A 23,013-nucleotide genomic window follows, 5' to 3' on the forward strand; every position below is an offset into this window, starting at 1 on the left:
CACTTTTTATGGCAATGCAACAGATTAGCTATCATCCCCAATTTTCTGCAAACATTTCTAGCACTACCCATTCCAGATATGCTAGAATGCTTCATATCAGGCAATATAAAGATGATGATCGGCATCCTATCTTAGGTGGTGACCCCGTTGATCAACCGCAATCTATTCTCGCTCCGTCGCAAAAAGGTATTCTACCGCCTATTCGTCTCCAATCTCATCATGCTGTTATTCCCGCTGCTCATTGGATGGGGAATGTATACGCAACTTGAGAAAATCATTTATGATAACGCTTATCAAGCGAATCGGCTACTGCTCAGCCAGCTTCGTCAGAACGTTGATCATCGCTTGGCTGAACTCCAGCAATTCTCTTATCTCATTTCTGTAAATCCCAAAATTCAAACGTTGCTGACCGAAATAAAGCCTGACCATCCCCAAAAGGATTATTTGGCGAGCGAACTGCTAGCCGAACTTCGAAAGTATAAACAAGTGAATAGCATTATTGACGATTTCTCCATTAGTATTGACCAGTTAGACAGCATCGTGACTTCGTCGGCGAGGATGGATACTGCCTTTTATTACGACAACTATCTAGGCTTCAAGGACCTCACCTATGAGGCTTGGATGAAAACAGTCGTCAAAGGCTATAGTTATCAGCAATTTCTTCCCGCGAGCCCTACAACGGCAGGCAAGCAAATCGTGACCTATACTTCCTCTATCCCACTAGGGGAGCGCACAGGGTCTCTCGGCAAATTATTAATTATGCTGGATCAATCCAAATTACTCGATTCCACGGAAATGTCTGTAAATACGAATCCAATACAGATCTATATTCTCGACAAAGACAAACACCTAGTAATGAGTACATCTGAAAACCCACTTGATGGGGAGCTTCTTGCAAAAGTAAGCCAATCTCCGACTACGTCCATTACCAATGTCACGGAGAAAGACCGTATGATGGTAACATCCGAGTACTCCAAACAATCCGGCTGGACCTATGTAGTTACCATGCCTGAAAAAGCGTTCATAGCCCCTGTGCTTCATGTCAAAAATGCCGCTATGGCCGCAGGAGCAGCCTGCTTGCTGCTTGGTTTAATCGCCGCCTATGTCATGACGGAGCGTAATTATAGTCCATTACGGAACTTAGTACAGGTCATCCGTTCCAAAGCCCCTTCCAACTCCCCAAATGGCAAGTGGGATGAGTGGGCTGCGCTGAAATTTTCCATGGAGGAATCTCAGGAAGAGGAGCGTCAACTACGTGGACAGCTTCATAAGCACTTCCCGACGATTCAATCCAGCTACATCCATCGACTCATTCGAGGGCGTGTTGAAAGCGATACCATCCAAGAAGCCTCATTGGAAATGCTTGGCGCTCCTTTTACCTATCCGCACTTTGCCGTCATGCTGATTGATCTGGACGACTGTACAGAGTTTGTGAAGGACAACTCGGAAAGGCAATGGGCACATGTACGGTTTATTATCATGAATATTTTGCAGGATTTACTGAAAGAACGAGGCATGTATGGCTACTTTGCTGAAATGGAACGAGATCAAGTTGGCGTACTCATCAACCATAGTTGCGATACCAATGAATGGCAGCCAATCATGCAGACTTGCTTAAACGAATTAAAAAATGTGTTGCAAAGCCGATTGTCTATTTTTGTGACGATAGCTGTCAGTGAAAGTCGACCTCACGCTTCGAAGATTGGAGAATGCTACTCCGAAGCTATGCGGACGATCGCACACAAATGGTTAAAGAGTGAGCACTCTGTTATTTTCTACCGTGACTTGGGTGAAGAAGAGAAAACCTACTACTACCCGATTGAAATGGAAGGTCAGATTATTAATTTAGTGAAGCATGCCGAATTGGAACAGGTCAGCAAGCTGCTAGACCAGGTCTATGCCATGAATTTTGACAGAGGAGCTATTGCACCTGAGTTAGGTAAATGGTTAATGTACAATATTGTAAGCACGCTGTTAAAATGCTTGCAGGTGCTAAACCTAACCTATCGCGATGTGTTTATTCTAGAGGACGATCCGGATACAAGGCTTACCTCCTGTGACACGTTACTTGAAATGTTTCAAGAAATAAAGAAGATGTATGCCACTCTATGTACTTATGTGAATGAAGAAAGATCCGACCACAACCAAGAGCTATTAAATAATATGCTTACCTATCTCGAAGCCCAAGTCTTTAACGGTATGCTTGGACTGGAGAGTGTCGCCGACCATTTCAGTCTGTCTCCTAAGTACGTATCCCGATTCTTCAAATTACACACGGGTGAGACACTGACGGACTACATCGCCAAAATGCGTGTAGAGGAAGCGAAAAAACTACTAAGCGAGACAGACCTAACCATTGTAGATATCTCGCAAAAGCTGGGCTACTCAACAGATATCGGGTTACAACGGATTTTCAAAAAACATACAGGACTTACTCCTGGTAAATATCGCAGTGGAATCAAATAACAAACGAAACCAGATGGCTCGTCATTAAACAGCTGCCTGGTTTTTCTGTCCTTTTTCTCACAAATAGCGATTCTTGTTGGCATTGGATACCAATTGATAGTCCCAAAAGTGGCATTCCGCAGGCATTTCTCCCTTATTAACGGTAGGTTTCAGACGCCCGCCCTTCTATACTCAAGTTAAACACATAGAAAGGGTGATCCCAATGCAAACCGATTCAAACAACAGCTTGTCAGCAGCACAAACCATAGTGGCTGTTGTTAACCACAAGAAGACGGGGTACCTGAGCAGGCTCAAAAAAGATTTACAGAGAAATAAGCTCATCTACTTAATTCTCTTGCCTGTTGTCGCGTATTACGTCATCTTTCATTATGTACCGATGTATGGCGCACAAATTGCCTTTAAACAATTCTCACCGGCTAAAGGGATTATGGACAGCGATTGGGTAGGCTTGGTCCACTTCAAGCAATTTTTCAGTTCTTTCTACTTTTGGCGTGTATTAAAAAATACGCTGCTCATCAGCTTCTATGAGCTTATTTTCGGGTTTCCCGCTCCAATTCTGTTAGCTCTTCTCTTAAATGAGGTCAGGCATCGCTTATTTAAACAAGCGGTCCAAACCATCACTTACGTTCCTCACTTTATTTCCGTGGTGATCGTAGTAGGGATGACGGTGGACTTCTTCTCCTTAAGCGGATTAGTCAATCAATTGCTTGGTATGGTCGGTATGGAGCCGAAGAAGTTTTTTACTAGCTCGGATTGGTTTCGATTCTTATTTGTCGGTTCTGGTGTCTGGCAAGGGGTGGGTTGGGGATCCATCATTTATTTAGCTGCTATTGCGGGTATTGATCCTTCTCTCTATGAAGCAGCTCGCGTGGATGGTGCCAACCGACTCAAGCAAATCAGGCACATTACACTGCCAGGTATTGCACCAACCATTATTATTTTATTCATTCTTACAATCGGTCACTTCATGAGTGTGGGAGCAGAGAAAATTATTCTCCTGTACAACCCATCTATGTACGAAACAGCCGATACCATTTCTACCTTCGTTTATCGCAAGGGTTTGCTTGAGTCCAATTACAGCTTCAGTGCAGCTGTCGGATTATTCAATTCCGTCATTAACTTTGCACTTCTAATCTTAGCCAATAAACTGAGTCGTTCCTTTACGGAAACGAAACTGTGGTAGGGGGTACACCATGAAAGAGAAAAAAACGTTTGCTGATGTTAGTTTTGATTGTATTACTTATTTGTTACTCTCATTCTTATGTCTCGTTACCCTCTATCCTTTCTACTATATCGTGATGGCTTCCTTCAGTGAGCCTGCACAATTCGCACAGCAGCGAGGGCTCATGTTCTTGCCCACAGGCTTCTCCCTTGAAGGCTACAGACTCGTGTTCAGTAATCCCATGATTACAATCGGCTATTTAAACACGATATTCTATGTGGTGGCAGGCACTGTACTTAATATTTTCTTTACCAGCTTAGGGGCTTATGCCCTTTCTAGAAAGCATGTTATGTTACGTGATCCGATCATGATGATTATCGTGTTTACGATGTTTTTCGGTGGCGGTCTAATCCCGACCTATCTCCTTATTAATGATCTCGGTTTGTACGATACGCGATTGGCCTTGATTTTGCCTGGCTTGGTGGGAACCTTCAATTTAATTGTCATGCGGACATCGTTTCAGGCCATTCCCGATAGCCTGGAGGAGTCGGCGCGAATTGACGGTGCTAACGACTTGGTCATCTTGTTCCGCATCATCCTTCCTTTATCAATGCCGGTCATCTCTGTTATGATTTTATTCTACGGCGTAGGTCATTGGAATGCTTACTTCAATGCACTCATCTATTTGAGGGACCGCGATTTATATCCACTGCAAATGATTCTACGTGAAATTCTCATCATCAATAGTACAGACAGCATGACCACGAATATGTCCACCGATGACCGGGCATTTGTAGCTAGCACGATTAAATATGCCGCCATCATCGTCACGACAACACCGATCCTGATCATCTATCCATTTTTACAAAAGTATTTCGTTAAAGGGGTTATGATTGGAGCAATCAAAGGGTAATGTGCCTTGCAGCCCTTGCAGAGTACCAATTGATTGTCATCAAATGCAGAGATCTGATAGTCAAAATCCGATATGGATGGTAGTCAACACCGCCCAATTTCACTATATTTGCGTTGTAAGCCATATACTTAAACTAAGGGGATGAAAACAAGAATGAACACAAAGACGAAGAATTATGCAATCGGTTTCACATCTGTTTTACTCGTAGCAGCAATGTTAAGTGCATGCAGCAACTCAACGACGCCAGCAGAAACCAGCAAAGCTACAACCAGCAGTGCCACACCTCAACCGTTAACTAAGCTTACGTACTTCTTAGAAATGAACAATAATGCTGCACCGGTCTCCAAAAATTATAATGACAGAGAGATGTATAAGGAGTTAGAGAAACGTACCGGCGTCAAAGTCGAATATACCCACCCTCCGATCGGACCTGAGCAAGTGAAGCAAGCTTTAAATCTGATGGTTGCGTCTAATAACCTAACCGATGTTATTGATTTCAATTGGTTGTCATACCCTGGAGGACCTGAGAAGGCCATTAATGAAGGGGTCATCATTGACCTTAAGGACTTAATTGATAAATATGCCCCAAATCTGAGTAAAATCCTTAAAGACAACCCTGAAGTAAAGAAACAAATTTCTACAGACAGTGGTAAAATCTACTCATTCCCAGATCTTAGCTTGAAAAATGAGCAATTAACGTATACAGGACCAGCAATACGTCAGGACTGGCTGGATAAGCTCGGTTTGAGCGCACCAACAACGGTAGACGAGTGGTATACGGTTCTAAAAGCTTTTAAAGAGAAAGACCCTAATGGCAATGGGAAGGCTGATGAAATCCCCTTCCATATTAACACGGATTTCTGGTTAAAAGACTCTAGCTTCCTGGTTGGTGCATGGGGAATTGGACATGAGTTTTATCAAGATAATGGCGTAGTGAAATATGGCGTCACGCAACCAGAATTTAAAGAATTCGTGAAAACGCTGCAAAAATGGTATAAAGAGGGCTTATTAGACCCTGAATATGCAACGAACGATGAGAAGCTATTTGATGCGAAGGTGACTGGTGAACGAATTGGTTCCAGTATCGTACTTGCTGGAGGCGGCGTCGGCAAGTTCAATCAGTTAATGAAAGACAAAAATCCTAAATTCGTTATGCAGGGCATTACGTATCCTACTTTGAAAAAAGGTGATCGTGCAGAAATCGGACAAAAGATTAATTTCTTTAATGGATTAGGTGCAGCAATTACAAAGGCGAACAAGAATCCAATTGAAACCGTTAAGTACTTGGATTATCGCTATGGTGAAGAGGGCAGCCTGCTGTTTAACTTTGGTATCGAAGGCGTTTCCTATAAAATGGAGAATGGCTATCCGACCTACACAGAACTCGTTACGAAAAATCCACAAGGCTTGCCGATGGCACAAGCATTATCGAAATATGCCGGCAGTTCTCCCAAATTAATTGATGTCCGCTATAATGAACAGTACAGCTGGACTACGCCTGTTCTGAAAACATCCGTTAAGAATTGGAGTGACGCAATTAATAAGAAGAAAATGCCTCCTGTCACACCTTCACCAGAAGAAAGTGCTAAATTTGCTTCGATTATGAGCGATGTTAACACGTACACAGGAGAAATGTTCAACAAATTCGTTATGAACGCAGAGCCAATTGAGAACTATGATGCCTTTATTAAGAAGCTTAAATCCTTGAATATTGATGAAGCGATCAAAATCCAGCAAAGTGCGTTAGATCGTTATAACAAACGATAAGTACAAACGCAATAAAACCATCCAGCCTTCTGCAGTGTACACTGGGATCGCTGGATGGTTTTTTTGACAAGGCATCTTATGGGAAATCGGGTACGAATATAGCTGTTGAACAGACGCAATAACGTGTAAAAGGACTTGAAGCGTGAAATACCGCTCAAGTCCTTTTCTACTTTTCATTATTCAGCAGCCTAGTTATCTAACAATGATTTATTTCGTATATCCCTGTAAAAAATCCTGAACATCCACAATTTTGCCCGTTAAGCCGCTCTCAATCGCAGCATATTGTAAAGCCGTACATTGGATATTGTCATCAATGTTATTCGGCGGAGCTTCGCCACCTTGAAGCCAGTTGACGAACAATTCGATTAACCATGTGTGTCTCCAGGCCTTTTGTTGTAATAAAGGGATAACTGCGTGCTGCGGATGAGGATAGCCCAGATCGCTTCTCACCGTGATTTTACGGTGATCAAGCTCCAGTGTAGCCAACTCACACTCCGCCCGGAAATAGTCATTCGTCCAGCCATTAAGCTGGGTAGCATTCGATTTCGAGCCTTCGAAGAAGGCTCGAACCCCATTTTCCATTTCAATGTTAATGAGTGCGGTACTATGCTCCTTGAATGCAGCCCAAGCTGGGTTCCACGATTGTGTGTACACCGTCTTCGCATTCGCCCCCGATAAGGAACGGATAATATCGAAATGGTGAACGGCAGAGGAGATCAGAAAGTGATGATGCGCATACTCCCTCGGATTGGATACCGCATCCCGATTGTTACACGTAAAACGCCCAATTAAATAATGAGGTGCCCCATAGATTTGCGACTGAATTAATTGGGTTAACGTTTGCTTGTCTTGATCAAAGCGATGACTGCTCGTTATCGCCATTTTCTTACCAGCTTGCTTGACCTTATTATAAATTCTGGCAGAGCTCTCCATCGAATCGGAAATAGGCTTTTCCATCAGAATATGCTTATCATACGATAGCGCAATATCTACAGCGTACTCATGCAAATGAGCAGGCAAAACAATAATAACGAAATCGCATGAATTTTCCTGAAGCGCCTTGTGAATATCGGTATAGCACTGCGAAGGATCTACATGGAGAAACTCAATCGCATTCTGATGAGCTTGTGGATTTACATCCACGGCGGCCACAAGTTCGGCTATGCCATTATCCCCGATAATTTTGGGCAGAAATTCCTTACACCAGTATTGACCAAATCCGCCCGTTCCCAGCAAAATAAATTTCGGTTTCGTACTCATAGTTGGCTAATCTCCTTTACTAAGAAATCAAGATCTCTTTTAAATATATGCTCATAGTTATAACCCGCTTTGTCCTGTCCATGAGACGGATTAATGCAGATAACGGGACTTTTCCCATCCATGATGACTTGCCTTGTCAGCTCTGCTACAGGCCAGGAGGCATCCTCTAGGCTTGATTTCCATACCAACTTCTCACCTTCACCACCCGTTTGACCACCTTTGACGTGATAAAAACCAATAATCGGGGCCAGTTCACGGTAAACGGCTAACGTAGGAAAAGTTCCCATTTGCCATAAATTCTGCACATCATACGTAAAATAGGCGCGATCCGACCGATCTAATTCTTCAAAAAAATCAACAATTTCCTGCGGATAGGCGAATATGCAATTACGACATTCATTCTCAATGGTCACTTCGAATCCGGCGTCAGCAATTTTATCTATGGCAGCCCGATACATGGGAATTAGCCAAGAATGCTCATTCTTTATATAAGGAATACTGTTGCGAAGCTCACTTCTCTTCAGAGTCGTTGCTGCTAACAGCCGAATTACCGTTGGTTGTAGAATGCGCGCTAACACGAGTAGATGCTCTATTTTGGCCAAAAAATGATCTCTGAAAAAGGCTTCTCCTAATTCAATATCGCGATGAAATAACTCGGTGGAGAAACAGTACACGGACATATCTCGATCAGCAATTGCCTTTGCCGCTTGTTCAGCTTCTATGACTGTCAAATCAATTAATGACTTACCGTAAATGCTCGTTTTGAGATCTAATACGGTTATGCCCCAACTTTTCTGAGTATCCAAAGCAGTAATAAAATCGGAATCCGCCATATTGCATAACATGGTCAGTTGCACCACAGTAGCTGCCTCCTATGATTCATTATGTGTATCTATTACATTTACCAAGGAAGGACTAATTCCTGCCCAACTAGTGTGGAATGACCACCGTTTTTCCTTCAGACAGCAAGGCAGCCTCATAAATGTTCATCAATTGACGAGCAAACTCTAGTGACCCTTTGATAGCTGGCTTACCTGTGAGCACACAATCGCAAAAATATTCCATTTCTCCATACATGCCTTGGGTAAAAAGAGATTTATTTTCGAGGGTTCCCAAATGATTCTGCGGTTCCCATACAATCGCTCCCGTATCCGACCCCTCTGGGATGTAGTGATGCGTCACATTGTAATTGAAGGGAATGCCCCTTTGCAGCTTTACGCGCAGCGAGTTTTCAATTTCTAAATGCCACGAGTCGCCAAAAAACCGATATTGCTCAATCGGGCTAGGACCCGAAGCCATATGGAACGTGCCCACAATGCCACTAGCATAATCCAACAAACACACGCCATGTCCGTTCGGACTGGGATGGACAGTGACGGCTTCCACATCACCACCAACCGCGAGCATAAGGGACAATGGATGGATACCATTCCCCAGCCAATTGGTAAACGCACGATCTGCAAGAACTTTCTTACCGTTCTGCGGCATACTCATCGGGTATACAGCAAGGATAGACTTCAATCCACCATATTCCGGAGACTGCGCTATTTCGATCGCCTTTTGCGTCGAAGGCATGAATACTTTTTTGAAGCCAACAACCGAAACCAAATCTCTCCGCTTTTCGATCATTTCTTCAATCTCGTGAACACGCATAGACGCTGGCTTCTCCATCCATACATGAACACCTGCCTCGAAAGCTTCCATGGCAAGTTGAGGATGGTGCTGAGGTGAGACGCAAAGAAATACAGCATCTAAGTCCTCCTGTTCATACATGTCCGCAGCTCTTGTGTACGCTTTGCATCCAAACTGTTGTGCCGTCCGTTTCGCCAAATCTTCATTCACATCACAGACAGCCTTTATGTGCACAGGTAAGTAATGCATGCAAGGAAGAATATTACGATAGGCATGATTACCTACCCCAATGATTGCGACCGATAGTCTTTGTTCAAACTCCCTTTGATATGTCATACGTTTAACATCTCGGAAAAACTGCGTACTTGGTTCGTGATCGCTTTCTCCGTTGGAAGTCGTTCAATACTCGATGCGCCAAAAAATCCTGCTACCCCATGGGTACGCTCTAGCACATACACGGCATCCTCTAGCTCAGAGATCGGACCTCCATGGCACAGGACGATAATGTCCGGGTTGATCGCTTTCCCCGCATCATGGATGCGTTGTACGAGCTCAACCGATTCATCCAACGTCAAAGCCGTCTTAGCCCCAATCGCTCCCTTAGTCGTAAGACCGACGTGTGCGACTAGAATATCCGCGCCTGCTTGCGCCATTTTCACCGCATCCTCTTCGTTAAACACATAAGGTGCCGTCAAAAGTCCGAGTTGATGCGCTTGGGCAATCATTTGCACCTCAAGATCGTACCCCATTCCAGTCTCTTCTAGGTTCTGACGGAATACCCCATCGATCAACCCAACGGTTGGAAAATTTTGAACACCGGCGAAACCTTGCCGCTTCAATTCAGGTAGGAATACGTCCATTCTCCTAAAAGGATCCGTCCCACACACACCTGCCAAAACAGGTGTGTGCTGTACGATTGTGAGCACTTCTGCTCCCATCTCGACTACGATCTGGTTGGCATCCCCATAGGGCATTAAACCGGCTAATGAACCGCGCCCCGCCATGCGGTACTTGCCTGAATTATAAATAATAATAAGATCAATGCCGCCTTCTTCTGCGCACTTCGCAGATAATCCGGTACCAGCACCTCCCCCAATGATCGGTTTTCCTTCCGCGATCTTGGCCTTGAATCCCGCTATACTATCCTGTCTTGACATGCACGTAACCTCTCTTCCGTTTATTAGGATGAACGATACAATTGCAAAAAGTGTTTAACCATCATCTCCGCTGTATGAGGATCATTTATATCACGATCCACAGCAACGACGGGAATATTGGCATGTAATGTTTCTGTAATTCCCCTATATAGTGCTTCACGCTCCGCGACCCCTTCAAAGGCATTCCCTGTTGTATCCAACAGTGAAACCCCTCCATGCGGGAAAAGGAAGACAGTTGGCGTTTGGCTATTATTTAACTTAACCGCCAATCTACGGCCTAGCTCTTCATTTTCTTGGACGGTCGTCCGCATGAGTGTCGTCGTCGGGTTATGCTGATAAAATTGGCGGTCTGCAAATTGGCTTGGCACCGTATTCGGAGGACCAAAATTGACCATATCAAGTGCACCTACAGATACAAGTTGCGGAATCTTCGCTTCCCCTGCTGCTTCCAGCCGATTTGGGCCGGCGCTGAAAATGCCACCAACAAGGTCATCTGCTAGTTCCGTGGTCGTGATATCCAATACACCTCGGATAAATCCAGCGCGTATGAGTGCTTCCATCGCTCGGCCTCCAGACCCCGTTGCATGAAACACGAGCACATCGAAGCCCTCATCTTCCAGTCGCTCACGCACCCGATTGCAACAAGGGGTTGTGACTCCGAACATCGTCATCCCGAGCATGGTTTTACCATCTTCAACGGTTGCATCAAGCACTTGTTCATTCGCACCTTGAACCATGCCTGCCAAAGCATAGGCGGCATTGCTTAAAATTTGCTTGGACAACGTATTTATCCCAGCAATGTCGATGACCGAATACATCATTGTAATATCGGTGACGCCTACATAGGGTCTAGTATCCCCTGAGGCTACGGTAGAAACGAGCAGCTTCGGGATACCGATAGGAATGGCCTGCATGGCGGAAGCGCTTACGGACGTGCCAGCCGTTCCTCCCATTCCGAATACGGCGCCAACAAAACCTTGCTTGATCAGCTCAGGAAGCAGCAGCGCCACTCCCCGCGACATAGCAGTAACTGCTCGGCCTCGATCCTTTTCATCTCTCAGTTGCTGCAAGTAAATTCCTGCTAATCTGGCTACCTCATCGCTATGCACATCGGGCTCAAACAGCGGATCGCCTAACACACCCACATTGATGACAAACGCTTCAACCCCAAGCTTAACTAGCCTGTTTCTAATGAACTCGAACTCTGCTCCCTTGCTATCCAGTGCAGCAATTAATACAGCTTTCTTCTTCATCGAATTGAACTCCTCTATTCCCCGATTGTTTGTCGATCAGGTGCGGAATACATAATCATCATGCGACAAGGTTCCCAGCTGGTTGCTTTGGCATTATGCCACACACCTCTTGGAATGCGCAGCATCATCCCAGGTTTCAAGTGAAAGCTTTCATCGCCTAATGTGTGATCGCATTCCCCAGAAAGTACGAAAATAAATTCCTCACAGTTCGGATGATAATGCTTGTTATTCTCGGCTCCTGCATGGATATAGACCATCCCAAATGTCATTTCACATTCAGGATCAATTTCCTGACCACATAACCATTGAATTTTTCCCCAATCGAGATCAAGCACGTGTTTCTCATCCGTCAAACTTGTAATAGTTGCCATGTTACAGTCATCTCCTAATTGTTAGTTATTAAATCTAATTTCATTGTATTCAACTTAGTTGAATAAATCAATCCTATTTTTACATGTATCCAAAAGCTTGACTGATTCTACTTTGTTTCGTTATGATAAACTCAATTTCATTTTATAGGAGCAACCACAAGATGGATCTTGGAGCCCGAATTAAAAAGTTAAGACTAGAACAGAATCGCAGCTTGCTGGACGTTGCCACCATTAGCGGCTTCTCCAAAAGCTTGCTTTCCAAAATTGAGAACGGCAAAACAGTTCCCCCCATTGCTACATTAGTCAAAATCGCAGATGCGTTAGGGACGAAAGTGTCTACCTTGCTTGATGATGAGCAGCAGACGGGCAGCATCTATACCTCCTCATCTGTGAGCAAATCAAAATTGGTTAAAACGGATAAGGGTTATTCCTTCTTTGCCTTTGCTGTAGAACGCGGCGACAAAATGATGCAGCCATTTTTGTTTACGGCCAAAAAAATAGATTATGAGAGCGGATCCTTGTACAGCCACGTCGGAGAAGAATTCGTCTACGTGCTGGAAGGGGAGATGCAGTACAAGGTTGGGAACACCGATTACATCCTGAAGGCTGGTGACAGCTTATACTTCGACTCTATTGAGAAGCATACGCTTATCCCGATCAGCGACGAAGTTGTTTATTTGGCGATATTCAGTCAATCCAAACCCTCCTAGTACAAGTATTCTGTATATGAAAAAGGCCAGCTCCGCTTAATAAGGAGCTGGCCTTTTTTATTTTGGGTACATGGATTGTTCCGCTTTCTCCCTGTATTGTCCTGGCGTAATATCTTCATACTTCTTGAACAGCCTGTTGAAATACGGCGGCTGATATCCGACTTGCATCGCTATATCATTTATTTTCTCGTCAGTCTCAACGAGCAGCTTTTTAGCTTGCGTTAAGCGATACTGTGTCAAATAATCAATGAAAGTTTGCCCTGTTACTTGCTTAAAGCCTAGACTTAATTTTTTGGTATACGTACCATGCAGATCCGCACAAGCCTCCAACGATATATCTTTAGCATAATTCGTGTGAATGGTAAGCAGAACATTTTCAACAAGCTGCTTTAACTGCATATCTTGTGTTCTGTGCAAACGATGTACATATGGCATAATAATATGCTGCTTCATCCACGCAAGAATGGCTTCGGGCTCTCTTATATCCGCAAGCTGCTCCCAAATATCCACACCTTCGTTCAGGGCAAGCGGATTGAAACCCGAAACCATAATCGTATTCAACACATTCCCGCAAAGTTGAAGAAGGCCTTGGCGAACGCCCAGCTCTTTCTCCGAGTGCTGTTTGAGAATACGAAGAAACTCATCCAAAGACTGGATTAACTCGGACTCGTTGCCAGAGCGCAATGCTTTCAACAACAAACTTTCTTCTTCAAATGGGTAATGAATCGCATCATGCCCTGCTGGCAGCAGATCCGCCACATCCAAAATTTGCTGCTCCTCCCCTAACTTCCGATGATTTAACGCACTTCGCGCATCATCAAACATAAGAGGAAGCCTGCGAAGCTCCGTTGAGCTTGCCCCTACACTAACTGTCACTTCCAATTTGAGTAGACTGTTTAAGGTGTGTGCAAGCTCCTCTGCGAGATGGAACAGCATCGCTTGCCTGCTTTCAGTTGACATATCGGAAGATTGACGCACTAAAAGCCCCAGGTTCAGATCATGAAAATTAACGATATTCACTTCGAGCCCTCTACTCTTTGTTAATTCTTGTGCAATGTTCATCGCGGCAAAAGAGACCAGTTGCTCATCTCCCTGAGAGAATTTTCCCTCTGAACGATAAATGCCATGCATTTGCAACGCAAGTACAGTAAATACGCGTTCATTTACATCCCAGCCATATTGTCCCATCCGATCTACCAATTCCTCATCACTGAGAAAAGACAAATGCCCCTGTAAGAGTTGTATGAGAAAGTTCTCCCGCAAGGAAGGTAACTGCTGTTCTACCCTCTCTTGCAAGATTTGACTCTCCCGTGAAAGATGTTTCCACTCATCGGCAATGTAAGCAAAATCATCGGCTGTGTCTGCCATCCGTCCTGGTAATAACTGCTGCATTAGTCGATGCACAGGCTTGTACATCTGCCGATAGGAATACCAGGAGAGGAATAAGGCAAGAAGAACTCCGAAGCCTCCTGACCAGATCATGACGCGTGATAGCGTCTGAACAGGCCTGGTCATTTGCTCTAGTGGCGTGGCTGCAGCAATAATCCACTTATTGTCGATCCGTTTCATTTGACCATAGGAAACCGAATAGGCTTCACCGTCCCAGGATTCAACTGAGGAAGCTTCTTCGTTAATCAGGGGATTTACGGATTTCATCAGCGTAACGTCCAATGGACTCGGATGATGGATATCCCCCTTACCTAATGAAATGATTCGCCCTTCTTGCTGCATAAGAACGGTCGATCCTGTGCCTTCTGAATCCAGCTCTGCAATAAGTGCATTAAGCTGCTTCGCACTGACTTCAATAATTAACGCAGCCTCTGTCTGAACCAACCCGCCTGGTAGTCGAACAATTAAGGAGTACGGGGCAGTTTGACTGCTTGGCTTTAGTTGGTTGGTCCAATAGACATCTCGCTGAAAGGATGCCAGGGCACGATACATATTTCGATTTTCCTCGGAGTCAATTGCACTAATGCCTGTACTCTCTTTAATCAACACCTGCTGCTTATCCAGATACAAAGTAACCTCTTGAATAAGTGGGTCGGATGATTTGATCCATGACAACGCTTGATAAATGGAACGCGTGCTTTTGTAATCCTTGAAAAGATCAAGATCACCGTAGGTGCTGCTTAAATTCAGATTAAAGGACCACTGGGCCATAATATATTCCAAATGATTGAGATTTTCATTGATCCGTTCCGTGGCGTATACGATTTGATTCCGATGAGCCTTCTGGGCTTCTTCCTCAATCTTTTGTGTACCAAGTACATAGAGAATCATCCCAATTACGGCTGCAGGAAGACAAGCACTGATGATAGCTATTATGAACCCTTTTCGCAGATACTGCTGTCTCCGCATGCTTAATTCCCTCCCCACTCAGCTCTCGCTGAATCCTCATCGCCTTACGTGCTAACCGCTATACTCCATTCATCATATAAGAATTAAAAGTCTCCTGCAAAGGGTAAATCACGAAAAATGGGCAAAGAATGAAAGTGCAAGACTAGGAAATTAACACTACCGAAAAGTGTAAGTCGAGGAAATGCTGGAGAAAAAGGTTTCAATTGTCGGAAATGCGCCATCGTCCTACAGTAGAGCCAAGAGACCACAACTTCTACTGGAAAAGGTGAATACGATGAAATCTGACATCTCTCGATTGGCTCCTCCTTCTGAAAGGCGAACCTCATCGACACAAGCACTCTCACGAACAAAACGTGTATGGAACGGGCTGAAACGAGATCGCATGCTGTACATGATTGCCTCTCCCATGTTGACTTACTTCCTTATTTTTAAGTATTTACCAATGTGGGGGGTGCTTATCGCATTCAAAGATTACTCACCCTATACGGGATTCTGGGCCAGCCCATGGGTCGGATTTCAGCACTTCGAACGATTCTTCTCAAATGAAAGCTTCTTTATCCTGCTGCGAAACACCTTAGCGATTAATTTACTTAACTTGATCTTTTTCTTTCCATTACCCATCGTACTTTCACTAATGCTCAATGAAGTACGGAAAGAATGGATCAAGCGGATCATTCAATCCATTATTTATTTACCCCATTTTCTTTCATGGGTGGTTATCGTTGGCATTACGTATCTGATGTTATCAACGTCCAGCGGTTTTGTTAATAAGCTCTTGGAATCACTTGGCTATGAGAAAATTAGTTTCTTAACGAGTCAAGGCATGTTCTGGGGCTTACTTACACTTCAATCCATTTGGAAAGAAGTGGGTTGGGGAACCGTTATCTTCCTAGCTGCCATTGCTTCGGTAGATACACAACTATTCGAAGCAGCACGGATGGATGGAGCAGGCCGGCTTCGGCAAATATGGCATGTCACTTTGCCAGCGATCCGCAATGTCATTATTATTTTGCTCATTTTGCGTATTGGGCACATGATGGATGTCGGATTTGAGCAAGTGTATCTCATGATGAATGGCGCTGTTTCCGATGTGGCGGATGTCTTTGATACCTTTGTATATCGCAGCGGTATTCAACAAGCCCAATTCAGCTTTAGTACAGCTGTCGGATTATTTAAATCCATTGTAGGTGTCATTTTGGTCGTATTGACGAACCGGCTAGCCAAGAAATTCGGCGATGACGGCATATATTAGGAGGTCTAATCGATGAATCAACGCTCGACATCTGACAAGTGGTTTGAAGGCACTATTCTAGCAGCATTAATTGTCATCGCGCTCATCATGCTCTTTCCTTTTTACTATATTACCGCTGTCTCTTTTACCTCACCCGTTGAATATCTGCGCAAGACCATGGTTCTTCTTCCTGAAAAATGGACACTGGTCTCCTATAGGTATCTATTCTCCAATAATGTCTTCATTCAAGCTACCGGTGTTAGCACTTTTCTAGCTACTGTGGGTACCGCGTTAAGTCTCATTATTACGTCTGCTGGTGCTTATGCCTTGTCTAGAAAGCGCCTTCAAGGGCGTAGAGTGCTCCTCATCTTAATCTTAATGACAACACTATTTAATCCAGGCATCATCCCTCCTTACCTTGTTGTAAGGGATTTACATTTGATTAATACGATTTGGGCATTAATTTTACCCGTGCTGACAAGTGGCTGGTATGTCATTTTAATGAAAGGATTTTTTGACAGCATACCAGATGAGCTAGAAGAGGCGGCCAAAATCGATGGTGCAACGGATATGGGCGTATGGTTCCGTATTATTTTACCCTTATCCCTTCCATCCCTTGCGGCATTTGGTTTGTTCTATGCAGTCGCTTATTGGAACACGTTCTTCTCAGCCGTTCTTTATATTACCAAACCCGATCTTCGGCCCTTACAGATTGTTCTGCAGATGTTGCTCATTGATTCCTCATCTTCTTCTTCTGGAGAGATTGCTACTAGTATGGCAGGGGATATTGCAATTCCCACAGACACGTTGAAAATGGCGGCTGTTGTGATTGCTACTGTTCCAATTTTACTTGTATACCCGCTGCTTCAAAAGCATTTTGCCAAAGGAGTGATGGTTGGATCTATTAAGGGGTAGACAACCGGTGCGTTTCGCTATCATTCGTTATTAGAAGTTTTGGAACAAAAAATGTATGATATCCTAGGGAGGTTCATTCACATGCAAACCAATAAACAACGATTTACGAAAAGTACGATAATCGGTGTCATCGCTGCTTTAACACTTACAGCTTGCAGCACTTCCAATGAAACAAAGACGGAAACCAAACCAGCAGCAACGAGTAATGAGCCTGTGAAAATCTCTATCTATACCAACCAACAAGGTGCTCAGGCTGTTGATCCTGCCAATCCGCTTTTACAAGAAATTGAAAAGAAAACGAATACAAAGCTGAATATTACTTGGATTCCCGTGAATACCTATACAGAAAAGACCAAAGTCATGCTGGCTTCTGGTGATTTATCTGATCTTAGCTTGGTGATGAATGTTTTTGACTCGCAGGCTGTGCAAATGGCAACATCAGGCGCTTTCTGGGATATTACCCCCTTTATTAAAGATTACAAAAATTTAAGCGCATTGCCTGAAGTCGTATGGAACAATGCCAAAATAAAAGGAAAAAATTATGGTGTCCCGCGTCCACGTCCTTTAGAAGGATCCTGGGGAGTCCATGTTCGCAAGGATTGGTTGGATAAGCTGGGTATGAAAGTACCAGAAAATATGGATGAGATGTACGCAGTGCTCAAAGCCTTCACCGAAAAGGACCCTGACGGTAACGGTAAAGCAGACACAGTTGGTCTAACAGGCCAAGTCGAAGCGGACAGCATGGGGTTATATGGGTGGGTTGAAGATGTCTTTAACAACAATAATGGATTCTGGAAGCTTGTAAATAATCAAATCACGATTGCTGCGCTAGAACCAAGTGAACGCAAGGCGTTAGAATGGCTCAAAAAAGCGTATGACGAAAAAGTGCTGACACAAGACTTTGCTGTTATCAAAAATTCACAAGCACGTGAACAATACATGGGCGGTAAAGCTGGTGTACTTGGCTCTGCCCTTAATCCGCAATGGCTCTACACAGACGCGATGCGTAAAATCGATCCTAAAGCTGATTCCTACCCACTTACGTATTTGACAACACCAGAAGGAAATAAATTTGCCGGCCAAGATTCAGGCAACTTTGGGATGTACGTCATTCCTAAGACAGTGCCAGAGGCTAAAATGAAACAACTATTAGGTTTTATGGATAAGATTTTAGCCGATGATGTCGCTGATATCGCTGCTTACGGGATTCTTGACAAGCATTATACCGTCAAAGATGGATTTAAAACTGCTACTGAGCAAGCCAAAACTGACAATATTCCAGATATCACAAACAACCTTCTTCAAATTATTCAAAAATACGATAAATACCAACGTGCCTATTACAATGGCATCCCTAAAGATTTCTATGAGCGCAGCAAGAAGATTATTGATGACCGCAGTGCTTTCAGTAAACCAAACGTTGCGAACGGTCTTATTTCACAAACGAATTTAACAAGCGGTCCTGAACTCAATAAGAAAATTCTAGATATGAAAATCAAAGTCATTATGGGGAAAGAAACCTTAACCGCTTGGGATGACTTCGTTGCAAAAACCAAAGCTGATTCTACGTATCAAAAAATTGTGCAAGAAATGACGGACGCTTACAAAAACAAATAAGTCAAAAACAATTTCTGTTTGAAGAAATAGTAAGCGTCTTCCTAGCTCATTTGCAAAATGCAAGCAAACAAGCACCCTCTTGTAGAAGAGGGTGCTTATTCTAATCCTGAATCTCATAACTCTTTTCTATATTGCATAGGCGTTACACCCGTTAGTTTCTTAAACATACGATTGAAGTGTCCAGCATGATTAAAACCAACAAAGAATTGGATTTCCGTAACATTGAGATCTGTTCCTCTTAACAGTTCCATAGCTTTATGAATCCGTAGATTGTTAATATATTCTGTCAAGGTGAGACCCAACATGGTCTTGAACATAAGGCTAAAGTAAGTAGGTGCCATTGCCGCCATTTCTGCCAAATTATCGAGTTTTAACTCTTCGTGGAAATTTTGCTTAATAAATGTGACCGTATCAAAAAAGGCCTTGCGGTGAATGTGAATGGTGGTTCCTTCTTTGCGGTTCTCAACAAAATTGCGGAACTCTCGACCCGCGATTATGAGCAGCCGAAGCAGATCAGCTCGTATAGCTAACGGATAGCCTTCATCCTTTTCCGCTAATTCCTGCTGCATATTGGCAATTATCTCTTCAACTTTCAATTGATTAGAGCTGCTGATATTCAGCTTGGGAAGCTGCTTGTCACCAATAGCTAGAATCGGCTGCAAATAGGTAAAGTCAACGAAACTGTTCATCGTCGTCAAATCATGCATACTTTCATTAATGAAAGTCGTTGAAAAATCGATTTGGACCAGCTCAATTTCTTTGCCTGGAATCATCGACAAAGAGTGCTCAAGAAAAGGGGGGATGGAGAACAAATCCCCTTTCATCAGCACAGCTTCATTATCGCGTATCCGATTTTTGCAGCTTCCTTTCAACACATAACAAATTTGGAACTGGTCGTGCGCATGTACATCACTTTTCATATTTTCGTTATTCCGCAATCGCAATTGGAAAGGAAAATGGTCTGACGTGTAGTCCTTCAGTTTATATAAGATGGGTTCCATGAGAGGACGCCTCCTGCTGATTGACATGCTAGGTATCACCCTCTCATTTTCGCACTGTGTTGAAGGTTTATCAACTCAACTTTGAATCAAGATGCATCAGGCTAACGCTTACAGGATGCCAAATTTTATAAATGCATCCGTACACAACATGCCCTGCTGCAACGCTTCCCGAACTAAGTTCTCACCCTCAGCCTTCTCAATGGCTAACTTGATTACCTCTTCTTCGATTTCTCGTGGAACAACGACAATGCCATCTCGGTCCCCAAAAATCAGTTCGCCTGGTTGAATGACCACGCCGCCAATCTTCACAGGAATCTGATAGCCAATCACATCTATGCGTCCTTTGGAATCCGTTGGCTGTTGACCACGCGAGTACATGGGAAACTGCATATCCAAGATTTTACCGCTGTCTCTGTTGAGTCCGTCGACCAATGCACCTCGGCCACCTCTAGCACGACAGGCAGTTGAAAGCAGTTCGCCCCAGAATGCCGCATGGTTGGGGGCACCGGTATGCACCACGAATATTTCACCTTGCTTCATGCTGTCTACCGCTTCCATTTGCAGCTTGTATGGTTCCTTAGGGATATCAAATACTTCAGCTGCCAGTACTGTAAAGGCTCTTCCGAAAAGCTTCAAGGAAGGATCCAGTGCGCGAATACCACAGTCCAATGTTTGGTGACGATACCCCAAATCGTCCAAGATATCAGAAACAACGGCAGCATATAGCTTATCTTCCAACTCACTCCACGTATATCCAGCAATCGTAATTTCTTGTGTTTGTGCTTGCGTTTGTGTCATGTTTAATGCCTCCTCTTATTCGCTTAGCGCATGAACATGCCGCCATTAATTTCAATTGTCTCTCCAGTTACATAATCAGCCAAGCTGGAAACGAGATATAACACCGCACCAGCAACATCATCCGGCGTGCCTTCCCGCCCTAATGGAATGCCATTTATTGTTGCCTTACGTGCTTCATCTGAAGTGAACGTTGCATGGAAGGCTGTCTGTCCGATAAAGCCTGGCGATACACAGTTAACAGTAATTCGGCTAGCTGCCAATTCTTTTGCCAATCCTTTGGCATACGTAATTACGGCTGCTTTGCTTGCTGCATAAATCGTCGCTCCGGGTCCGCCGCCATTATGCGCTGCCAGCGATGTCAAGTTAATAATCCGTCCGTGTCCTTTGGCTTTCATACCCGGAATAACCCGCTTGCTTGTAAAGACCGTTCCTTTAAAATTAACATCCATAATGCGCGTATATAAGTCTTCACTCATTTCACTGTTCGCGCAACGCTGAATGAGATGGCCTGAATTGTTGATCAAAATATCAATACTGCCACCAAACGCTGCCTCCGCGCTGCTTACTAATCTTTCAATATCCGATGGCTGAGTAACATCGGCTTGAATAGCGATGGCCGTCCCGCCGGCTGCGCGAATGTCATGGACAACCTGTTCGGCCTCTTCACGATTGGTGAGGTAGCTAAGCGCTACTTTCACGCCTTGTGCGCCAAGCATGAGTGCAATGGCTCGGCCTATGCCTTTATTGCCGCCAGTAATTAACGCATGCTGATCCTGCAGTTGAAACATGTTCACTTTGAACCTACCCCCTGATTAGCTTGGGCAGTTTCAAAGCTTGCTCCAGCCAAAAGAATTAAACCAATTACAAAATCACGCGAACTATCAAAGTTATTCTCGCCAAACCCATCAACGATGGCAGGCTTGGCCCACCCTGTATAGGCACGCGTTGGTCGCCCATCCTCCGTTACGAAACTTGCTGATGCCTCCCATGCACGCTTTGCTGCATCCTCATATTCCGAAGCTAGAATGCCGAGTTGCACACCCTCTCTGAGTACTAAAGCCAACATGGATGGTGCTGTGCAATCTACTGGTGTGTCCGATCGGTCCAGCAATAAATGGAAGCCTCCGTCTTCTCGTTGGACATTTACAACACCTTTGGCTAGCTTTCGCAGAGCATTTGCAAATCCTTCATATTCTTCATGACTTGGATCCATATACTTAAGTGTGTTGACCAAGGCTCCGCCTAACCAGCCGCTTGCTCTGCTCCAATACTTATTGGGCATTCCTTCGTGCGACCAAAGCGTGTGAGCAAGTCCATTTTCTTGATTCTGAAATAGAGCGGTGTACGCGCGCAGCTGGTGAACAGCCTGCTCCATATAGAACGCTTTGCCCGTAAGCTTAGCCGCAATGGCCAGGATTGGCGATGCAAAGTAGCAGGTATCTGGAATCACGAAGTTCGCATCATCATCATGATATACGCAGCCATGCGCGCTCCGCGAAGCACGGTGTAAAATATAGCTGGCAATGGCATCCGCAACATCTGCAGGTCCAGTTCCCAGCGGTAGCTTTGCTAGACCTGGAGATGTGTAGGCAAGCCCCCAGTGGCCGCAATACGCAGTAAAAGGAATTGGACCTTCACGCAAGATTTTGGATTTGATGCCTGTATAACCGCTATAAAACTCAGCATCCGTCAGTGAATGATCATTCTCCTGATGGAACTCGAACCATTTCGCTGCAAATTCTCCGTATTTACTGTCTCCTGTTGCCTCGCCCCAAGCTAGCAGCGCAGTAATCAATAACGAACCATCCCAGTCCGTATTAATACTCAGCGGATTTCTGGAAATGACCCCGTGAAGCATGTTTTCAATGGATGTTTTCATGGTTTGGCTCCCTTCCTTCGATACGCTTTCATTGTAACGAAGTGAGCCATTACGAACATTCAGTTTGTTATGATTTTCTTGCTCTATTTTATGAAATGCTTATTAGCACAGAGCATAATCGTCTACGCCTCTTATTTGGAGGGGAACTGCTACAGCATTTTTCGGCTATTCGAATGGGAAGGGGCAGTAGCAACTACTTAGGCTGGGTAGCTTTTGGGAAATAAATGGATTTCCTACATCTATTTCCGGGTAAAACTAGCTTATTGGGAGTTTAACTGGATTTTCTACATTTAAATTTGCTCAATATGCCCCATTTGGATAATTCGTCCTAAAATAACGGGAGGAAATCCAGTTAATCTGCAGAATATCGTGATTTCGCTTGAATTAACTGTAGGAAATCCAGTTATTCACTTTGGGTTGGGTTGGGTTGGGTTGGGTTGGGTTGGGTTGGGTTGGGTTGGGTTGGGTTGGGTTGGGTTGGGTTGGGTTGGGTTGGGTTGGGTTGGGTTGGGTTGGGTTGGGT

General features: G+C 44.2%; 19 protein-coding genes. 8 read left to right on the forward strand and 11 right to left on the reverse strand.

Annotated elements, in window-relative coordinates:
• The first annotated feature begins 147 nt into the window (after positions 1-147).
• The 4 genes from AC58QM_RS07670 to AC58QM_RS07685 all read left to right on the forward strand — a co-directional run bounded on the left by AC58QM_RS07670 (position 148) and on the right by AC58QM_RS07685 (position 6,308).
• Positions 148-2,466 (forward strand): helix-turn-helix domain-containing protein, encoded by a 2,319-nt coding sequence (locus tag AC58QM_RS07670; protein ID WP_497282713.1) that lies wholly within the window; start codon positions 148-150, stop codon positions 2,464-2,466.
• A 202-nt stretch (positions 2,467-2,668) separates the two neighbouring features.
• Positions 2,669-3,649, forward strand: coding sequence for an ABC transporter permease (locus AC58QM_RS07675; RefSeq protein ID WP_497282715.1), 981 nt, complete (start codon positions 2,669-2,671; stop codon positions 3,647-3,649).
• A 10-nt stretch (positions 3,650-3,659) separates the two neighbouring features.
• Entirely contained in the window at positions 3,660-4,541 is an 882-nt protein-coding gene (locus tag AC58QM_RS07680; protein WP_497282716.1) for a carbohydrate ABC transporter permease, read from the forward strand.
• 153 nt (positions 4,542-4,694) lie between these two features.
• On the forward strand, positions 4,695-6,308 hold the full coding sequence (locus AC58QM_RS07685; protein ID WP_497282718.1) for a type 2 periplasmic-binding domain-containing protein: 1,614 nt from the start codon (positions 4,695-4,697) through the stop codon (positions 6,306-6,308).
• A gap of 207 nt (positions 6,309-6,515) precedes the next feature.
• On the opposite strand, the gene AC58QM_RS07690 is transcribed toward AC58QM_RS07685, so the two are convergent.
• The 6 genes from AC58QM_RS07690 to AC58QM_RS07715 form a co-directional block, all read right to left on the reverse strand.
• Positions 6,516-7,568: a Gfo/Idh/MocA family protein gene (locus AC58QM_RS07690; RefSeq protein ID WP_497282719.1), complete on the reverse strand. Its 1,053-nt coding sequence runs from the start codon at positions 7,566-7,568 to the stop codon at positions 6,516-6,518.
• Positions 7,565-8,428 carry a sugar phosphate isomerase/epimerase family protein gene (locus AC58QM_RS07695; RefSeq protein WP_497282721.1) on the reverse strand — a complete coding sequence of 288 codons (864 nt, stop codon included), beginning with the start codon at positions 8,426-8,428 and terminating at the stop codon, positions 7,565-7,567. Before AC58QM_RS07695 ends, AC58QM_RS07690 begins: the two co-directional genes overlap by 4 nt.
• A 70-nt stretch (positions 8,429-8,498) precedes the next feature.
• Positions 8,499-9,536, reverse strand: a complete 1,038-nt coding sequence (locus AC58QM_RS07700; protein ID WP_497282722.1) for a Gfo/Idh/MocA family protein — start codon at positions 9,534-9,536, stop codon at positions 8,499-8,501.
• The gene (locus AC58QM_RS07705) at positions 9,533-10,357 is read right to left on the reverse strand and encodes a phosphoenolpyruvate hydrolase family protein (RefSeq protein ID WP_497282723.1); all 825 of its coding nucleotides are present in this window, start codon (positions 10,355-10,357) and stop codon (positions 9,533-9,535) included. The genes AC58QM_RS07700 and AC58QM_RS07705 overlap by 4 nt, the downstream gene beginning before the upstream one ends.
• 23 nt (positions 10,358-10,380) lie before the next feature.
• On the reverse strand, positions 10,381-11,610 hold the full coding sequence (locus AC58QM_RS07710) for a Tm-1-like ATP-binding domain-containing protein (protein WP_497282725.1): 1,230 nt from the start codon (positions 11,608-11,610) through the stop codon (positions 10,381-10,383).
• Between the two features lie 14 nt (positions 11,611-11,624).
• Positions 11,625-11,981, reverse strand: a complete 357-nt coding sequence (locus AC58QM_RS07715) for a cupin domain-containing protein (RefSeq protein ID WP_497282727.1) — start codon at positions 11,979-11,981, stop codon at positions 11,625-11,627.
• A gap of 161 nt (positions 11,982-12,142) precedes the next feature.
• On the opposite strand from AC58QM_RS07715, the gene AC58QM_RS07720 reads away from it, so the two are divergent.
• Positions 12,143-12,691, forward strand: a complete 549-nt coding sequence (locus AC58QM_RS07720) for a helix-turn-helix domain-containing protein (RefSeq protein ID WP_497282729.1) — start codon at positions 12,143-12,145, stop codon at positions 12,689-12,691.
• A 57-nt stretch (positions 12,692-12,748) separates the two neighbouring features.
• Here the strand turns inward: AC58QM_RS07720 and AC58QM_RS07725 are convergent, their stop codons facing one another.
• Positions 12,749-15,049, reverse strand: coding sequence for a helix-turn-helix domain-containing protein (locus AC58QM_RS07725; RefSeq protein WP_497282731.1), 2,301 nt, complete (start codon positions 15,047-15,049; stop codon positions 12,749-12,751).
• Positions 15,050-15,323: 274 nt separating this feature from the next.
• Between AC58QM_RS07725 and AC58QM_RS07730 the strand changes: the two genes are divergently transcribed.
• The 3 genes from AC58QM_RS07730 (at position 15,324) to AC58QM_RS07740 (ending at position 18,812) form a co-directional block, all read left to right on the forward strand.
• Complete coding sequence (locus tag AC58QM_RS07730) at positions 15,324-16,301, forward strand: ABC transporter permease (RefSeq protein WP_497282733.1); 978 nt, start codon at positions 15,324-15,326, stop codon at positions 16,299-16,301.
• A gap of 12 nt (positions 16,302-16,313) precedes the next feature.
• The gene (locus AC58QM_RS07735; RefSeq protein WP_497282735.1) at positions 16,314-17,195 is read left to right on the forward strand and encodes a carbohydrate ABC transporter permease; all 882 of its coding nucleotides are present in this window, start codon (positions 16,314-16,316) and stop codon (positions 17,193-17,195) included.
• An 81-nt stretch (positions 17,196-17,276) separates the two neighbouring features.
• On the forward strand, positions 17,277-18,812 hold the full coding sequence (locus AC58QM_RS07740; protein ID WP_497282737.1) for an extracellular solute-binding protein: 1,536 nt from the start codon (positions 17,277-17,279) through the stop codon (positions 18,810-18,812).
• A gap of 113 nt (positions 18,813-18,925) precedes the next feature.
• Here the strand turns inward: AC58QM_RS07740 and AC58QM_RS07745 are convergent, their stop codons facing one another.
• From AC58QM_RS07745 to AC58QM_RS07760, 4 genes are all read right to left on the reverse strand, one after another.
• Entirely contained in the window at positions 18,926-19,813 is an 888-nt protein-coding gene (locus AC58QM_RS07745; RefSeq protein ID WP_497282739.1) for an AraC family transcriptional regulator, read from the reverse strand.
• 108 nt (positions 19,814-19,921) lie between these two features.
• Positions 19,922-20,611: an RraA family protein gene (locus AC58QM_RS07750; protein WP_497282741.1), complete on the reverse strand. Its 690-nt coding sequence runs from the start codon at positions 20,609-20,611 to the stop codon at positions 19,922-19,924.
• Positions 20,612-20,634: 23 nt separating this feature from the next.
• Positions 20,635-21,399: an SDR family NAD(P)-dependent oxidoreductase gene (locus AC58QM_RS07755; RefSeq protein WP_497282792.1), complete on the reverse strand. Its 765-nt coding sequence runs from the start codon at positions 21,397-21,399 to the stop codon at positions 20,635-20,637.
• Positions 21,400-21,401: 2 nt separating this feature from the next.
• Positions 21,402-22,490 carry a glycoside hydrolase family 88 protein gene (locus tag AC58QM_RS07760; RefSeq protein WP_497282743.1) on the reverse strand — a complete coding sequence of 363 codons (1,089 nt, stop codon included), beginning with the start codon at positions 22,488-22,490 and terminating at the stop codon, positions 21,402-21,404.
• Between the last annotated feature and the right edge of the window lie 523 nt (positions 22,491-23,013).

It is taken from the genome of Paenibacillus sp. J22P165 (assembly GCF_059692015.1).